The organism is Bifidobacterium moraviense, assembly GCF_012932365.1.
GTDB classification, from domain to species: Bacteria; Actinomycetota; Actinomycetes; order Actinomycetales; family Bifidobacteriaceae; genus Bifidobacterium; species Bifidobacterium moraviense.
In genome coordinates, this window is sequence record NZ_JAAIIH010000001.1 from 529909 (window position 1) to 545799 (window position 15891).

General features: G+C 69.8%; 11 protein-coding genes and 1 pseudogene. 3 read left to right on the plus strand and 9 right to left on the minus strand.

Annotated elements, in window-relative coordinates:
- Window positions 1–36: 36 nt before the first annotated feature.
- The 9 genes and pseudogenes from argJ to G1C96_RS02455 all read right to left on the minus strand — a co-directional run bounded on the left by argJ (window position 37) and on the right by G1C96_RS02455 (window position 12590).
- Complete coding sequence (argJ, locus tag G1C96_RS02415) at window positions 37–1206, minus strand: bifunctional glutamate N-acetyltransferase/amino-acid acetyltransferase ArgJ (RefSeq protein ID WP_169275026.1); 1170 nt, start codon at window positions 1204–1206, stop codon at window positions 37–39.
- Window positions 1203–2297: an N-acetyl-gamma-glutamyl-phosphate reductase gene (gene argC, locus G1C96_RS02420; RefSeq protein ID WP_169275027.1), complete on the minus strand. Its 1095-nt coding sequence runs from the start codon at window positions 2295–2297 to the stop codon at window positions 1203–1205. Before argC ends, argJ begins: the two co-directional genes overlap by 4 nt.
- A 185-nt stretch (window positions 2298–2482) precedes the next feature.
- Entirely contained in the window at window positions 2483–3031 is a 549-nt protein-coding gene (locus tag G1C96_RS02425) for a DUF4190 domain-containing protein (protein ID WP_169275028.1), read from the minus strand.
- A gap of 31 nt (window positions 3032–3062) precedes the next feature.
- Window positions 3063–5681, minus strand: coding sequence for a phenylalanine--tRNA ligase subunit beta (gene pheT, locus G1C96_RS02430; protein ID WP_205831998.1), 2619 nt, complete (start codon window positions 5679–5681; stop codon window positions 3063–3065).
- Between the two features lie 6 nt (window positions 5682–5687).
- Window positions 5688–6755, minus strand: coding sequence for a phenylalanine--tRNA ligase subunit alpha (pheS, locus tag G1C96_RS02435; protein ID WP_169275030.1), 1068 nt, complete (start codon window positions 6753–6755; stop codon window positions 5688–5690).
- Between the two features lie 22 nt (window positions 6756–6777).
- Complete coding sequence (locus tag G1C96_RS02440) at window positions 6778–7659, minus strand: TrmH family RNA methyltransferase (protein ID WP_169275031.1); 882 nt, start codon at window positions 7657–7659, stop codon at window positions 6778–6780.
- 19 nt (window positions 7660–7678) lie between these two features.
- Window positions 7679–10198, minus strand: a pseudogene (locus G1C96_RS02445) (ATP-binding cassette domain-containing protein); the annotation flags it as partial.
- Between the two features lie 195 nt (window positions 10199–10393).
- The gene (locus G1C96_RS02450) at window positions 10394–11008 is read right to left on the minus strand and encodes an ECF transporter S component (protein ID WP_169275033.1); all 615 of its coding nucleotides are present in this window, start codon (window positions 11006–11008) and stop codon (window positions 10394–10396) included.
- A 214-nt stretch (window positions 11009–11222) separates the two neighbouring features.
- Window positions 11223–12590 carry a dipeptidase gene (locus G1C96_RS02455; protein ID WP_169275034.1) on the minus strand — a complete coding sequence of 456 codons (1368 nt, stop codon included), beginning with the start codon at window positions 12588–12590 and terminating at the stop codon, window positions 11223–11225.
- 180 nt (window positions 12591–12770) lie between these two features.
- On the opposite strand from G1C96_RS02455, the gene G1C96_RS02460 reads away from it, so the two are divergent.
- The 3 genes from G1C96_RS02460 (at window position 12771) to G1C96_RS02470 (ending at window position 15832) form a co-directional block, all read left to right on the plus strand.
- On the plus strand, window positions 12771–13394 hold the full coding sequence (locus G1C96_RS02460; RefSeq protein ID WP_169275035.1) for a DUF3043 domain-containing protein: 624 nt from the start codon (window positions 12771–12773) through the stop codon (window positions 13392–13394).
- Between the two features lie 161 nt (window positions 13395–13555).
- Window positions 13556–15007, plus strand: coding sequence for an FAD-dependent oxidoreductase (locus tag G1C96_RS02465; protein WP_169275036.1), 1452 nt, complete (start codon window positions 13556–13558; stop codon window positions 15005–15007).
- 78 nt (window positions 15008–15085) lie between these two features.
- On the plus strand, window positions 15086–15832 hold the full coding sequence (locus G1C96_RS02470) for a DUF4191 domain-containing protein (protein ID WP_169275037.1): 747 nt from the start codon (window positions 15086–15088) through the stop codon (window positions 15830–15832).
- Window positions 15833–15891: the final 59 nt, after the last annotated feature.

Consider the following 15891-nt stretch of genomic DNA (forward strand, 5'->3'; position numbering starts at 1 on the left):
TCGCTATCCTTTCCCGTTTCGGTCCCGCAGGGCCGATCAGCTTTCATAGTCCGCGTTGATGTGCACGTATTCGTGGGTGAGGTCGTCGGTCCAGACGGTGGCCTCGGCGTCGCCCGCGTTGAGGTCGATGTCGATGTGCACCTCACGCGGCGTCATGTCCACCTCGGAGCGGTCGCGGCCGGCGCCGCCGTGCTCGCAGATGCGCACGCCGTTGACGTCCACGGTCACCTGCTCGGCGTCGTACGGCGCCACGTCCGGCGGCACCGTGCCCAGCGAGCTCACGATGCGGCCCCAGTTCGGATCGTTGCCGCTGATCGCGCACTTGAGCAGGTTGGAGGCGGCCACGGCGCGGCCGCATGCCAGCGCGGCGTCCTCGCTCGCGGCGCCGGTCACGGTGATGCGGATGTCATGGCTCGCGCCCTCGCCGTCGCCGATGATCTGGCGCGCCAGCGACGCGCATGCCTTGGCGACCAGCGCCTTGAACTCCTCCGGGTCGGCCTTCACGCCGGACGCGCCGGAGGCAAGCAGCAGTACCGTGTCGTTGGTGGACTGGCATCCGTCGACGTCGATGCGGTTGAACGTCACAGACGTGCCGGCCGACAGCGCCTCGCGCGCCAGCTCGGGCGTCACGTCGGCGTCCGTGGTGATGACGCACAGCATGGTGGCCAGCTGCGGAGCGATCATGCCTGAGCCCTTGACCATGCCGCCGATGCGGTAGCCCGTGCCTTCGAGCTCGACGGTCTTGGGCTTGGTGTCGGTGGTCATGATGGCGTGCGACGCGTCGGCGCCGGCCTGTTCGCCGTCGTCGAGCGCCGCGAAGGCGGCCTCGGCGCCGGCGAGCACGCGGTCGAGCGGCAGCAGCTCGCCGATGAGGCCGGTGGAGCACACGGCGATCGACTGCGCCTCGGTGCCGAGCAGCGAAGCCACCTTCTCGGCGGTGTCGACCGACTGCTGGTAGCCGGCAGCGCCGGTGCACGCGTTCGCGCCGCCGGAATTGAGGATCACGGCCTTGAGATGGCCGTCGGCCACGACCTTGCGCGACCACTGCACGGGAGCCGCGCAGAAGCGGTTCGGCGTGAAGACGCCGGCGGCGACGTCCAGCGGGCCGTCGTTGACGACCAGCGCGAGATCCTTCTTGCCTTCGACGGCCGAAATGCCGGCGGAGACTCCGGCTGCGGAAAATCCTTGTGCGAACGTGACGCTCACGGTGCTACTCCAATCTTCGTCAGTCCCTGATCCTCGGGGAGTCCCAGTGCGATGTTGAGCGACTGCACGGCCTGTCCGGCGGTGCCGCGGTTGAGGTTGTCGATGGCCGCGAAGGCGATGAGACGGCCGGCGTTGCGGTCGGTGACGACCTGCAGGTGCGCCGCGTTCGAGCCGATGACGTTGCCGGTGGCCGGCAGCGTGCCCTCGGGCAGCAGCACCATGAAGTCCTGCCCCGCGTAGGCGCGCTCCCAGATCGCGCGGATCTCGGCGTCGCTCAGCGCCAGGCCCTTGTCGGTCATCTTGGCGGACACGCAGGCGAGGATGCCGCGCGCCATGGGCGCCAGCACCGGTGTGAAGCCCAGCGTGAAGTCGTCAGCGTGCGCGGCGTCGAGTCCGGCGGCGTGCGCGAGGTTCTGCAGGATCTCGGGGATGTGGCGGTGCGTGCCGCCCACGCCGTACGGCAGCGCGGATCCGAGCGCCTCGGAGGCCAGCAGATTGGTGCGCTTGAGGCTCTTGCCGGCGCCGGAGTAGCCCACGACCAGATCGGCCACGATGTCCGTCGGCTCCACCAGCCCTTCGGCCACGGCGGGCTGGAACGCCAGCGTCGTCGCCGTCACGTTGCAGCCGGGGCCCGCGATGCGCTTGACGCCGTGCAGCCGCCCGCGCTGGCGCACGTAGTCGCCGTTCGCGTCCCTGCCGAGGATGAGTTCGGGCATGCCGTAGGTCCAGTGCTCGTAGAAGTCGCCGCCGTAGAAGGCGTCCCATGCCGACTGCTCCTCGAGGCGATGGTCGGCGCCCAGATCCACGACGACGGCGTCGGGGTCGAGCTGCGCGGCGAGCCTGCCGGAAGCGCCGTGCGGCAGCGCGAGAATGATGACGTCGTGGCCGTTGAGGACCTCGGGCGTCGTGTCCTCGACCGTCAGATCGGCGAGCTGGGGAATGTGGGGCATGTGCCTGCCCAGCTTCTCCCCCACCGAGGAATGACCGGCCACGCACGTGACCTCGAATTCGGGATGCGCCGCCAGAATGCGCAGCGCCTCGCCTCCCGCATAGCCGGTGGCACCGGCCACCGCAACCGTATACTTCGCCATATCACGTCCTTCACTTACGCAACGTACCCGGCCGAGTATACGCTTCTATGCAGACTGATGCATAACTATGCAGTGGCGTGTTGCGCGGACCCGGCACCGGGCCGGGATACGAACGAACGGATGCGCCCGCCGCATGACGGCGGGCGCATCCGTTCGTTCGTGGAATCGTCTCCGGGACGGCCTGCTCAGACGATCGCCTGCACGGTTCCCCCGCCGGAGCCGTTCGAGCCCGAGCCGATCCCGTACATGTCCAGAATCATGTCCTGCAGGCTCATCCCGTTGTAGGCGGCCCACAGCACCACGAGCGACGTCAGCACGTTGATGATCACGGCCGCCAGCGCGAGCCCGAACCCCTTCATGCGGAAGGTGCGGGTGCGCCACATGGCCAGAACGCCCACCACCGCGGGCAGCAGCGGCATGTTGGCGAAGAGGATGGCGAAGACGAGCGAGATGACCGCGTACGGATCCCAGTGCCCGTACAGCGGATTCTGCCGCGGATCGTCGAGATCGACCCCGTAGCGGTGCGACGACCTGCCGCGTCGCGCCGGATTCCGCCGCGGACCGGACTGCGGCTGCGGCTGCAGGCGTGCCCCGCTGGGCGCCGCCGGACCGGCCGAGGGGGACGACGGGGACGGATCCGGAGCGCCGTACAGGTACGGGTCATACGCCGGGTAGTCGCTGCGCATCGCGCCGTACGCCGGCCGGCCTTCGCCGCGTCGCTCCGAATCGTTCATGTCGCCCCTTCGTCGGATGTCGGTCGGGCCGTCAGGCGCGCAGCTGCGCGCCGATCTTGGCGGCCTCGTCCACGATGGCCCTGCGGATGGCCTCGCTGTCGTCGGCCGTGAGCGTACGGTCGGCGGCGCGGAAGGTGACCGCGTAGGCCAGCGACTTCTGGTGCTCGCCGATCTGGTCGCCGGTGAACACGTCGAAGAGGCTGATGGATTCCAGCACGTCGCCGGCGGCGGCGCGGATCGCGTCCTCGAGCTGGGCGGCGGTCACGTCGTCGGACACGGTGAACGCGAGGTCCTGCTTGACGGGCGGGAACGTGGAGATCGGCTTCGCCTGGAACGGCTTGTCGTCCAGCGAGGCGAACAGCGCGGTCAGGTTCAGCTCGAACGCCGACGTGTGCGTCGGGAAGCCCAGCGCCTCGTCGACGTGCGGATGCAGCTCGCCGACGGTGCCGATCACGGTGCCGTCCGCCAACTCGACGAACGCCACGCGGCCGGGATGCCACTGCGCCGGAGCGTCGGCGGCGGCCGGCTGGACCAGCGACACATGCGCGCCCAGACGGTCGACGATGCGGCGCACCGCCTCCACGGCGTCCGTCCAGTCCACGGGACGGCGGTCCTTGAGCCAGCCGTCATCCGTGGCGTTGCCGGTGAAAATGGCGGCCACATGGTCGGGCTGCGCCGGCAGGCCGGCGTCGAGCGCGGCGAGGTCCTCATCGGACGGACGCACCGCGCCGGGCAGCGCGGGGATGGCCGGCGCGTTCGGATCGAGCAGATAGACGTGGCCGATCTCGTACAGGCTCACGTCCTCCAGACCGCGGCGCAGGTTGCGCTGCACGGTCTGCGCGAGGGTGAGCAGCAGGGAGCGGCGCAGGAACTTGCGGTCGCCGTACAGGGAGTTGACCAGCTCCACGCTGTGCGCCTTGGTCTCGTCCGCGTCGTAGCCGAAGACCTTGTAGTCCTCGTCGCCCACGAACGGGTAGCTCAGCGTCTCCACGAGACCGTACTCGGCCAGCGTGTCGGCGACCCAGCGGCGGCGCTGCTGGTTCGCGGTCAGACCGCCGTCCATCATGATGGCCGCCGGGGGCACGCGCACCGGGATCTGGTCGTAGCCGATCAGACGGGCGACCTCCTCCACCAGGTCGCACGGCTCGCCGAGGTCCGGACGCCAGCTCGGCGGGGAGACGAGGAACTCGCCGTTGCCGCCGCCGCCCAGCGTACAGCCGATGTCGCTCAGGACGTCGCTGATCGTGTTGAGGCCCAGATCCAGGCCGGTGAGGCGCTTGACCTCGCTCGCCTTGAAGTGGATGGACTTGCGGCGCGGCACGGTGTTGAGGTCGGCCGGATGCGCGGAGGCGACGCCGTTGCCGTAGCGGGTGAGCAGTTCGGCGGCCATCTGCGCGGCGGCCGGCTGCAGCTGCGGGTCGACGCCGCGCTCGAAGCGGCGGGACGCCTCGGACGGGGTCTTGTGGCGGCGCGCGGAGCGGGCGATGGACACCTGGTCGAAGTGCGCGGCCTCCAGCAGGATGTTCTTCGTCTCGCTGGTGACCTCGCCGTACAGGCCGCCCATCACGCCGGCAAGGCCGATGATGCGCGAGGCGCGCTGGCCGTTCGGCGAATCGGTGATGAGCAGGTCTTCAGGGCTCAGCTCGTGGTCCTTGCCGTCCAGCGTGACCAGATGCTCGCCGGGGTTGGCGCGGCGCACGACGATCGGACCCTCGAGCTTGTCCAGATCGTAGGCGTGCATCGGCTGGCCGAGATCCATCATCACGTAGTTGGTAACGTCCACCGCCAGGGAGATGGAGCGCATGCCGGCTCGGGTGAGGCGGCGACGCATCCAGTTCGGCGTGCGCGCGGACGGATCGAAGCCGTGGATGGCACGCGCGTAGTAGCGGTCGCAGCCCACCACGCCGTGGATCGGGTTGTTGTCCTCCACGAACACCTCGACGTCGCTGGGCACGGAGGCGTCCACCGCGGTGGCGGCGAGATCCGGCACGTGCGCGTTGAGCTCGGTCACCGGATCGGTGTAGGCGGCGCCGGTGGAGTGGTGGAATTCCCGGGCCACGCCGCGGTACGAGAACGCGTAGCCGCGGTCCGGGGTGATGTTGATCTCCAGGATCGGCTGGTCGAGATGCAGCAGGCTCATCGCGTCGTCGCCGGGCTTGAGGGCCTCGTACTGCTCGGTGGTGAAGCCGTAGTTGCGCAGCAGGATGATGCCGTCGTGGTTGTCGCCGAGGCCCAGCTCGCGCTCCGAGGCGCACATGCCGTCGGAGACGTGGCCGTAGGTCTTGCGCGGCTCGATGCGGAAGTCGCCCGGCAGTACGGCGCCCGGCAGCGTCACGACGACCTTCTCGCCGGCGGCCATGTTCGGCGCGCCGCACACGATGCCGCGCGGCACCTTGTTGCCGTTCTCGTCGGTGGCGTTGTACTCGTCGCCGACGTCCACGTGCGTCCAGCTGATGACCTTGCCGTTCTTCTGCGGCTCCTTCACGCAGTCGACCACGTAGCCCACCACGATCGGTCCGGTCACGGTGGAGCGGTGGATCTCCTCCTCCTCGAGTCCGACCCTGACCAGATCCTTGGCGAGCTGGTCGTACGTCAGGCCCTCGGGGACCTCAACATGCTCCTTGAGCCAATCGATATCTACCATGGGCATGTCGGATCACTCCCCCATCACAAACTGTTCGCTGAATCGCACGTCGCCCTCCACGAGGTCGTGCATGTCGTTGATGTCGTGGCGCAGCAGCAGCGTGCGCTCGATGCCCACGCCGAACGCGAAGCCGGAGTAGACCTTCGGGTCGAGGCCCGCGGACTTGAGCACGTTCGGGTTGACCATGCCGCAGCCGCCCCACTCGATCCAGCCGGGACCGCCCTTCTTGTCCGGGAACCACAGATCCATCTCGGCGCTCGGCTCGGTGAACGGGAAGTAGCTCGGACGCAGACGGGTCTTCGCGCCCTCGCCGAACATCGCGACCGCGAGCTTGTCCAGCACGCCCTTGAGGTCAGCCATGGTGAGGTTCTTGTCCACGGCCAGCGCCTCGCACTGGTGGAACACCGGCGAATGCGTGGCGTCGAGCTCGTCGGTGCGGAACACGCGGCCCGTGCACGCCAGGTACAGCGGCACGCCGTGCGTGATGAGCGAACGGACCTGGTCGGACGAGGTCTGCGTGCGCATGACCATGTTGGAGCCGACGAAGCCGGCGGCGTCGTGCGCCTTGTCGCCCTTGACGTAGAACGTGTCCTGCATCTGGCGGGCCGGATGGTCGGGACCGAAGTTCAGCGCGTCGAAGTTGTACCATTCGGTCTCCACCTCGGGGCCGTCCGCGATGATCCAGCCCATGGACGTGAAGAAGTCCTGCACGTCCTCCATGAGCTTGGCCAGCGGGTGGCGGGCGCCGAGCGGACGGCGCGTGACCGGCTGGGTCATGTCCACGGTCTCGGCTGCCAGCGCGGCCTGCTCCTCGGCGGCCTTGACCTGCTCCTCGCGGGCGGCGAACGCGCGGCCGAAATCGGCGCGCAGCTTGCCCATGACCTTGCCGGCTTCCTTCTTCTGATCGTTCGGCAGCGAGCCGATGGCCTTGCTCGCCTTCGTCATCGCCGAATCCGCGCCGGCGTACTGCGACCTGAGCGCCTTCAATTCCTCCGTGCTGGAGGCCTGTTGGATCTTCTCGATGCCTTCGGTGACTTGCGCCGTCACCGCTGCGGCGTCGAAGAGCACTGCTTCTGCCACAAGAACCCTTTCGTTATTGCCGTCAAACCGCCCAAATTGTCCCAGCATGACTCGACATAGCCATGCTCATGAGCATGATCGCCGCGCTCGTGCCGAGGTTCAGCGACTCGGCCTTGCCGTAGATCGGGATCGACACGATGCGGTCCGTCCGGACGAGCTCGGCCGCATCCAGTCCGCGCGCCTCGTTGCCGAAGAGCACGGCCGTGGGCCTGCCCGGTTCGCCGCCGCGGCCCGCGAGCGCGTCCGGCAGCGACTCCGGCTTGCGGTCGGCGGTGCCGTAGACGTCCGCGGCCCACACTTCGGCGCCGCGGTCATGGCAGAACGCGAAGAACTCGTCGGTGCCCATGGCGAGTACGGGAATGTGGAACAGCGATCCGGCCGTGGAGCGGATCACCTTGGGATTGAGCCGGTCGACGCAGTCGTCGACGAAGATCACGGCCGCGCATCCGGCGGCGTCGGCGGCTCGGATCACCGTGCCCGCGTTGCCCGGGTCGCGCACCTGCCAGAACGCCGCGACGAGGTCGCCGGGCTTGAGGCGCACGTCCGCAGGTCTCGTCCGCATCGCCGCCGCGTTGCCCACGGCCGCGATGCCCTGCGCATCCTTGCTGATGCGCCGCATGACGTCCCCGGTCACGTGATGGACGTAGATCGTGGAGTCCTGCGACTCGTCCTCGATGGCCTGCACGGTCAGCGAGATGGGACGGGCCCCGCGCACGGATTCCGTGACTTCCACGTACAGGTCCTGGACGACGTCGGGACGCCAGCGCACGGCCTCGCGCACGGACTGGGGCCCCTCGATGAGGAACCGTCCGGTGCGTTCGCGCGTCCTGCGCGACGCGAGATCCGCGACGTGGCGCACGCGGTCCGATTTCGGATTGTCGATGAGAGCGGTGTTGATGGGCATGTGACCCTAGCTTAGCGGCTCAGCCGCCCATGAACGAGAAGGTGCCGGCCTGCCAGGCGGACGTGAGCGCCGCCGCGGGCACGGCGAGGCAGACCGCGACGAACGCCCAGTCGCGCACGTGCACCTCGCTCACGCGCGCGTGGCTGCGCGGCCCGTCGCCGCCGAATCCACGCGACTGCATGGCCGTGGCGAGCGTGGTGGAGCGTCGGATCGACAGCACCAGCAGCGCGAACGCCTGGGGCGCGAAGGCGCGCACGCGGCTCTCGTCGCCGAGCCCGCGCGAGCGGCGGGACGCGGTCAGCGCGGTCCAGTCGTCCTGCAGCACGGAGAACAGGCGCATGCCGGCGAGTCCGCCGTACACGAACCGGTCGGGCAGATGGAGGATCTGGCTGAACGAGTCGGCCAGGTCCGTGGCGTCGATGCCGAGCACGGTGATGATGGCGGGGATGCCGATGGCGAGGATCCTGACCGACGTGGCCACGGCGAGCTCCGCGGACCGGTCGGTGACGTGGATGAGCCCCCACTGCCACCAGGTGCTGCCGCCCGCCTTGCCGTACAGCAGCACGGCGAGCGCCGACGTGGGCGCGCCCACCCACACGGGCCACGTGGACTTCACGATGCGCAGCGGCGAGAACCCGGCCGCCATGAGCAGCGCGAACTCGAGCGCCACCGCCACGGACGCGGACACCCAGTCGAGGCTGAACAGCATGGGGATGGACGCGGCGAACGCGCCGATCAGACGGATCGCGGGGTTGAGCGAGGCGAGGAAGCGCGACCGGCTCGACTGCCGCGGCGGCTCCTCGCGCGCGTTGACCTCGCTGACGGCGATGACGCGCGGGCCGTGCGCCTCCGAGGCATCGGCGTCTCCCGAGGCGTCCGGAACGGCCGCGGCGCCCGACGGATCGGCTCCGTCCCGCACGTCCCACTCCCCCGCGGCGTGCGCGGGGACGAGCTCCACCAGCCGGGCGCCCAACGCCGTGACGAGCTCGCGGTCGTGCGTGACGACGATGACGCTCACGTCGTCGCCGCGCAGCGTGCCGATGAGCTCCACGATCTGGCCCCACGTGCGCCGGTCCTGGCCGAACGTGGGCTCGTCGAGCAGCAGCACGCGCGGTGCGGCGGCCAGGGCGGACGCCACGGTGAGACGGCGCTTCTCGCCGCCGGAGAGCGTGTACGGGTTGGCGTTGGCGTACTGGGAGAGCGAGAAGCGCCGCAGCAGCGTCCGCGCGCGCGACTCGGCCTCCTCTCGCCCCATGCCGCAGCGCAGCGGCGCGAGCATGACCTCCTCGAGCACGCTGCCGCGCGCGAACTGGTGCTCGGGGTTCTGGAACACGTAGGAGATGCGCGACGCCAGGTCGGTGGACTTCCAGCGGATCGGCTCGTCCCCGTCCGCGCCTTCGGCGAGGCGCGGCGAGGCGACGACCCTGCCGGCGACGGGTTCGAGCAGTCCGGACAGCGTGAGCGAAAGCGTGGACTTGCCGGCGCCGTTCGCGCCGACGAGCGCCGTGATCTGCCCGGCCGCGAAGTCGAGGTCGATGTGTTCGGCGATGGCCTTGCCGCCGCGTCCGATGGCGAGGTCGCGGCAGGAGAGCACGGTCTCCCCGGTGCCGACGGCCGGGTCCGAGTCGGGCTCGCCGTCCACGCGGATGCGTCGGATCGCGTCGTCCGCGCGGCGGTAGCGTTCCGGCACCCAGATGCCCAGCGAGGCGAAATCGAGGGACGCGTCGCCGAACACCTCGTCCGGCGTGCCGTCGGCCACCACGACGGTGCGGCGGAACCCGGAACGGTCCACCTCGTCGTCCAGTCCCCGCCGTTCCACGCGTGCGGCCATCTGGTCGTCGGTCTCCAGGCCCAGCACCACCACGCGGTCGATGAGGTCGATCCACGGGCCGGCGCGGTGCTCCACGAGCACCATCGTGGACCGGTGCGCGGCGAGCACGTCGCGCACCGCGCCGACGATCTGCGTGACGCCGTCCGGGTCGAGGTTGGCGGTGGGCTCGTCGAGCAGCAGCACGCCGGGGCGCATGGCCAGGGCGCCCGCCAATGCGAGCCGCTGCATCTGCCCGCCGGACAGGTGCATGGTGGAGCGGTGCAGCTGCACGCCGTCGAGCCCCACCGCGGCGAGGGATTCGCGCACGCGCCGCCAGATCTCGTCGCGCGGCACGTCGAGGTTCTCCGGGCCGAACGCCACGTTGTCGCCCAACCGCTGGAAGACGGCCTGCGCGTCCGGGTCCTGCAGGACGAGCCCCACGCGTCCGACGGCCCGGTGCACGGGGACGCCGTCGACGAGGATGCGTCCCTCGGTGACGCCGCCCTCCGCGTCCTCGCCCTGCGCGTCGCCGCCGTCGGTCCCGTCGCCCGTCGCGCCGTCGCCCAGCAGCCCGGCCGCTCCCTCGAGGATCGTGGACTTGCCGATGCCCGAGGCACCGATGAGCAGCACGCGTTGGCCGGCCTCGATCGTGAGGTTCAGGTCGCGCACGGCGAAGTGCCGTCGCGAGGCGTGCCGGTATCCCCATCCCTCGAACGTCAGCGAGGCGTTGTCCTCCAGCTGTTCCGTAGGCCGTTCCATGTGGCGTTCCCCCGATTTCCCGTTCTCTTCCCGTATGTGCCGCGTCCTGCGCGCGGCCTCGCATGACGGACGCGGCTCCCCGCCCATCACATGGGCACGGGGAGCCACGCCGTTCCGTCTCATGATCTTCCGGATCCCGCACGTCGCGGGGATCGCGTCACGCCGTCACGCGGCGTTGCGCACCGCGCGGCCGGACGCGAACTTGTCGAGCGCGCCGGTCTTCGCGATGGCGACGTAGAGATACCACATGGCCACGCCGGCGATGAGCACGCCGGAGACGATGGTGGTGACGAGGTTCGTCACGCCGTAGGGGCCGCCCCAGTTGATGGCCTGCAGGTGGGCGAAGAACGAGTAGCCCCAGCAGGAGATGCCGGTGAGCAGGCCGGACAGCGACGCGACGCCGAGGTTCCAGACCTTGTAGGCGAAGATCGCGAAGGCGATCTCGGCGAACAGGCCCTGCACGATGCCGATGAACAGGGTCTCGATGCCCCACGTGGTGCCGATGAGCGCCTCGAGCACGGCGGCCACGACCTCGGCGTACAGGGCGGCGCCGGGCTTGCGCACGATGAGCGCGGCAAGCGGGGCGGCGAACAGCCACAGGCCGTTGAGCAGGCCGGTCAGGCCCGGCAGGACGACCTCCATGGCCTCGCCGACGACGCCCCACAGCAGGGCGGCGCCGAAGTAGATGATCGCGCTGGCCACGCCGATCACCGAGGCGACGGCGATGTCGACGACGCGCCACCTGAGGTTCGGCCTGACGTTGGTGGTAGGAGCGGACATGATGGTGCCTTTCTATCACTTCTCGAAGGCACGGGAACGAACGACGTCCGTCCCCGGCATTGCCCGGGGACGTTCTATCGGTCGAGGCGATCTGCCTCCTCTCAGCCGCGCGCGCCGTCCGCGGGGAACGCAGACGTGCGGGCGCAGCTCCCGTGTCGTCGCACGAGTGTATCGGATGCGCGGCATTTTGCAAGACCCCGCATCCGGACCGGCGTCACTCCCCCAGCTTGGCGAGCAGCAGCGCCTCGGCGATCACGTTGTCGCGCAGGCCCTCGACGCTCACGGACTCGTTGGGGCTGTGCGCGTTCGCCTTGGGGTCCTCCGGACCGGTGACGAGCACCTGCGCGGACGGGAACAGACGCTGCAGTTCGGGGATGAACGGGATGGAGCCGCCCTGACCCTGGTTGATCGGCGCGACGCCGAACGCCTCCTCCATGGCCTCCAGCGCGTCCCTGGTGGCGACCGCGTCCGGGTCCATGGCCCAGCCCATGCCGTTCTCCAGCGGCGTGACCGTCACCTGCGCGCCGAACGGCGCATGCGCGACGAGGAAGTCGGCGAGCGCCCGCTGTGCCTCCTCCGGCCGCTGGGTGGGCGCGGTGCGCATGGACAGGCGGAACGTGGCCTCGTGGTCGATGACGTTGAACGAGCCTTCGATCGGCTGCGCGTCGAAGCCGATGACGGTGACGGACGGCTTGGTCCACATGCGCGAGGCGATGGAGCCGGTGCCGGCGAGACGGTAGCCGTCCACGATGCCGGCGTCGGCGCGCATCTGCGTCTCGTCGAGGTCGCGCTGCAGGCCGCCGATCGGCTCGTCGGCCCTGACGCCGGGCACCGCCACGTCGCCGTTCTCGTCGTACAGGGAGGCGATGAGCATGGCGGCGAGCGTGTTCGCGTCGAGGATGGGGCCGCCGTACTGGCCGGAGTGGACGGGGTGGTCGAGCACGCGCACGGTCACGTCGAGGCAGGTGTTGCCCCTGAGGGACGTGGTGAGGGACGGGATGGTGGGCGCCCAGTTGCCGGAGTCGGCCACGATGATCACGTCGGAGGCGAATTCGTCGCGGTGCGCCTCGATGAACGGGATGAAGCTCGGTGAGCCCATTTCCTCCTCGCCTTCGATGAACACCCTGACGTTGACCTTCAGGTCGTCGCCGAGCGCCTTGAGGGCGCCGGAGTGCATGGCGAGGCCGCCGCCGTCGTCGGCGCTGCCGCGGCCGTAGAGGCGTCCGTCGATCTCGGTGGCGGTCCACGGGTCGGTGTCCCAGTCGGCGGGGTCGGGCACGGGCTGCACGTCGTGGTGGGCGTACAGGAGCACGGTGGGCGCGGACGGGTCGACGATGCGCGAGCCGACGACCTCCCACGCGCCGGGCGTGCCGTCCGGGTTGCTGGACTGCACGACGCGGGCGTCCACGCCCACCTTGGCGAGCTCGTCGGCCACGAACTGCGCCGAGCGCTTCATGTGTTCGCCGGTGATGCCCTCGGCGGAGACGGCTCTGAGCGCGATCTTGCGCGAGAGGACCTCGACGATGCGGTCCCAGTCGGCATTCACGCGTTCGCGGATGGTTTCGACGTCAACAGTGGCCATGTCACTCCTTTTAATATCGTTCCTGCGGACCTTCGGGCGCCGTGCGGCGCGGACGGCCCCGACCGCCGACGATCCGCGAGGATCGCGACGTCCCGGACCGGTGTTTTCCGCGCCATTGCAACGATGTGCGCGCCGCCGCGCGTCCGGCGCAGCGTCTAGGCGTCACCGTAACCTGCTCGTATGACATGGAACCCGTTCAAGAAGAAGACCGAAGAGGAGCCGGCGCAGGTCGCCCCCGACAGGGCCCCGGGACAGGGCAAGGGACGCCCCACCCCCAAGCGCCGCCAGGCCGAGGCCGCCAACCTGCGCCCCATCGTTCCCGCCGACCGCAAGGCCGCCAACAAGGCCGCCAAGGCCAAGATGCGCGCCAAGCAGGACGCCGAGTACGAGGCGATGCAGAAGGGCGACATCCGCAACATGCCCAAGACCGAGCAGCTGCCGTGGCGCATCTACATCCGCGACTACGTCGACGCCCGCCGCAACGTGGCCGAATGGTTCATCCCCGCGGCGCTGGTGCTCATGGTGCTCTCGCTCACCATCACGTCCGCGTTCCAGAACTCCCCCTACTCCACGTACGTCTCGCTGGCGATGTTCGTGCTCATGTACGGCTACATCATCGTGGCGTGCATCGACCTGTGGTTCATGTGGCGCAAGCTCAAGGTGAAGCTGGTCGAGAAATACGGCGAGCGCGCCGTGGCCAAGGGCATGCGCTCCTGCTCCTACGCGTGCAGCCGCGCCATGTCGATGCGCCGCTGGCGCATGCCGAAGCCGCGCACGCCCAAGCGCGGCGAATGGCCCAAGTGATCCTACGCCCAGCGCGCATGCAGGCCGCCCTGCCCGGGGCGGCCTTTACCATATTCGAGGGAGTCGCATCCGCCGCTCGAGGGGATGCTTCGGCAAGGCGCGCGGACCATGCCGTCCGCGCATGACGGGGCGCGTCGATCGCGCCCGGGGAGGCTGCGGTCATGACCGACCAGTTTGACGTGATCATCATCGGCGCGGGTCCGGGAGGATACTCGACCGCCCTGCGCGCCGCGGAGCTGGGACGCTCGACGGCGCTCGTGGAGCGCGACGCGACCGTGGGCGGCACCTGCCTCAACCGCGGCTGCATCCCCACGAAGGCGCTCGTCACGGCGTGCCACACGCTGGACATGGCGCGCCGGTCACGCGAGCTCGGCGTCGATCTGGAGCTCGCCGGCATCGACTACGGCCGTCTGCTCGACTACAAGAACCGCATCGTGGAGACGATGGTCAAGGGGCTCGGCGGACTGCTCGCACACCGCGGCGTGGACGTGGTGCGCGGCGAGGCGAGCCTGCGCCCCGGCATGGACGAGGCGGGGCTGCACGTCGTGGACGTCACGGCGCCGGACGGCTCCGTCCGCAGGCTCGCGGCCCGCGACGTGGTGCTCGCCACCGGCGCCCACGCGCGCCCCCTGCCGTCCGCCCCGTTCAGTCAGGCCGTCATCGACTCGACCGCGGCGCTGTCGCTGGACGAGTTCCCCTCGTCGGCCACGGTCATCGGCTCCGGCGCGGTGGCGCTGGAGTTCGCGAGCATCTGGCATTCCGCCGGCTGCGACGTGACGCTGCTGATGCGCAGGGACCGCGTGCTCTCCGGCTGGAACCGGCGCACCGGCATGACGCTCACCCGCGAGCTCAGGCGGCAGGGCGTGAAGGTGATCGCGCATTCGGCGGTCACGGGCATCGACGTCGGCGCCAATCTGGGCACCCGCGTGCGCTACACGGTCGGCGACGATCCGCAGGAGAAGGCGATGGAGACCGAGCTGACGCTCGTGGCCATCGGACGCGACCCGAACACCGGCGCCGCGTGGATCCGCGACGCGGGCGTGACGCTGGACGATCACGGCTTCGTCGTCACGGACGCGCACGGCGGGACGTCCGTCCCCGGCGTGTGGGCGGTGGGCGACATCACCGCCGGCCCGCAGCTCGCGCACCGCGCCTTCGAGCAGGGCATCGTCGTGGCCGAGTCGATCGCCGGCGTGGAGCCCGCGCCCTCCCCCGTGGACGACGCCACGATCCCGCAGGTGGTGTTCAGCCATCCCGAGGCGGCCTGCGTGGGTCTCACGCTCGAGCGGGCGGAGGCGGACCCCGCCTACGTGTCCGTGCAGGAGACGCAGTATCCGATGCTCTCCAACTCGCGCATCCTCATGTCCGGCGGCAACGGCGCGCTGTCGCTGGTGTCCGGATGCACCGCCGCCGACCCGGACACGCCGGTGGTGCTGGGCGTGCACATGGTGGGGCCGAACGTCTCCGAGATCATCGCCGAGGCGGAGCAGCTGGTGGGCAACCGGGTGCCCGTGCATCGCGCGGCGCGTCTCGTCCATCCGCATCCCACGGTGTCCGAGGCGCTCGGCGAGGCGCTGCTCAAGGCCGACGGCCGGCCGCTGCACACACGCTGAGCCCGGCGCGCGCGTCCGACCGCGCCGCTAGACTATCCCAACAGTCGCGTTTTCGTCCCCTCTACATAAAGGATTGGCATGGCTGAGAAGAACGAGAAGGCCAAGGAGAAGGCCAAGAAGCCGAAGAGGCAGAGCACCATCAAGCAGATCAGGCAGATCTACGCGTTCACCGTCGCCGACGACAAGAACCTCCCGTGGATCCTGCTCGGATCGTTCCTGGTGCCGGTCGCCGTCTTCGTGATCATCTGCCTGGTGGCCCGCATGGGCGTGGTCGGATGGATCATGTGGATGATCACCGGCGTGCTGGGCGGTCTGCTCGCCGCCACGTGGATGCTCACGCGCCGCGCGGACAAGGTGGGCTACCTGCGCATGGAGGGCCGTCCTGGCGCCACCGGCGCGATCCTGAGCAGCATCAAGCGCGGCGGCTTCTACTTCCCGCAGGAGCCCGTGTGGGTCGACGCCAAGACCAGGGACGCGGTGTGGCGCGGCTCCGGCCGCACCGGCGTGTATCTGGTGGGCGAGGGCGACTACTCCCGCGTGATGCGCGCCATGGACCGCGAGGAGGGCAAGATTCGGCACATCACCCGCGGATCCGCCATCCCGATCTACAAGTTCTCCGTGGGCGACGGCCCGAACCAGGTCAAGCTGCGCGACCTGCAGAAGAAGGTCATGCGCCAGAAGGTCAAGCTCACCAAGGCGGAACTCGAGGAGCTCAACAACCGCATCCGCACGCTGCAGCGCCAGACCAGCACCTTCGGCATCCCGAAGGGCATCGACCCCACGCGCCCGCAGCGGGTCTCGCGTCGCGCCATGCGCGGCCGCTGACGCCATTCGGACGCCACACGACGGCTCCCCCATCAATGAACGAACCCCGGAATCCGCAT

Bases quoted from the DNA above. Each gene is read 5' to 3' on its own strand.
- argC (WP_169275027.1), bottom strand. From the start codon at position 2,297: ATGGCGAAGTATACGGTTGCGGTGGCCGGTGCCACCGGCTATGCGGGA.
- G1C96_RS02425 (WP_169275028.1), bottom strand. From the start codon at position 3,031: ATGAACGATTCGGAGCGACGCGGCGAAGGCCGGCCGGCGTACGGCGCG.
- pheT (WP_205831998.1), bottom strand. From the start codon at position 5,681: ATGCCCATGGTAGATATCGATTGGCTCAAGGAGCATGTTGAGGTCCCC.
- G1C96_RS02440 (WP_169275031.1), bottom strand. From the start codon at position 7,659: ATGCCCATCAACACCGCTCTCATCGACAATCCGAAATCGGACCGCGTG.
- G1C96_RS02450 (WP_169275033.1), bottom strand. From the start codon at position 11,008: ATGTCCGCTCCTACCACCAACGTCAGGCCGAACCTCAGGTGGCGCGTC.
- G1C96_RS02455 (WP_169275034.1), bottom strand. From the start codon at position 12,590: ATGGCCACTGTTGACGTCGAAACCATCCGCGAACGCGTGAATGCCGAC.
- G1C96_RS02460 (WP_169275035.1), top strand. From the start codon at position 12,771: ATGACATGGAACCCGTTCAAGAAGAAGACCGAAGAGGAGCCGGCGCAG.
- G1C96_RS02465 (WP_169275036.1), top strand. From the start codon at position 13,556: ATGACCGACCAGTTTGACGTGATCATCATCGGCGCGGGTCCGGGAGGA.
- G1C96_RS02470 (WP_169275037.1), top strand. From the start codon at position 15,086: ATGGCTGAGAAGAACGAGAAGGCCAAGGAGAAGGCCAAGAAGCCGAAG.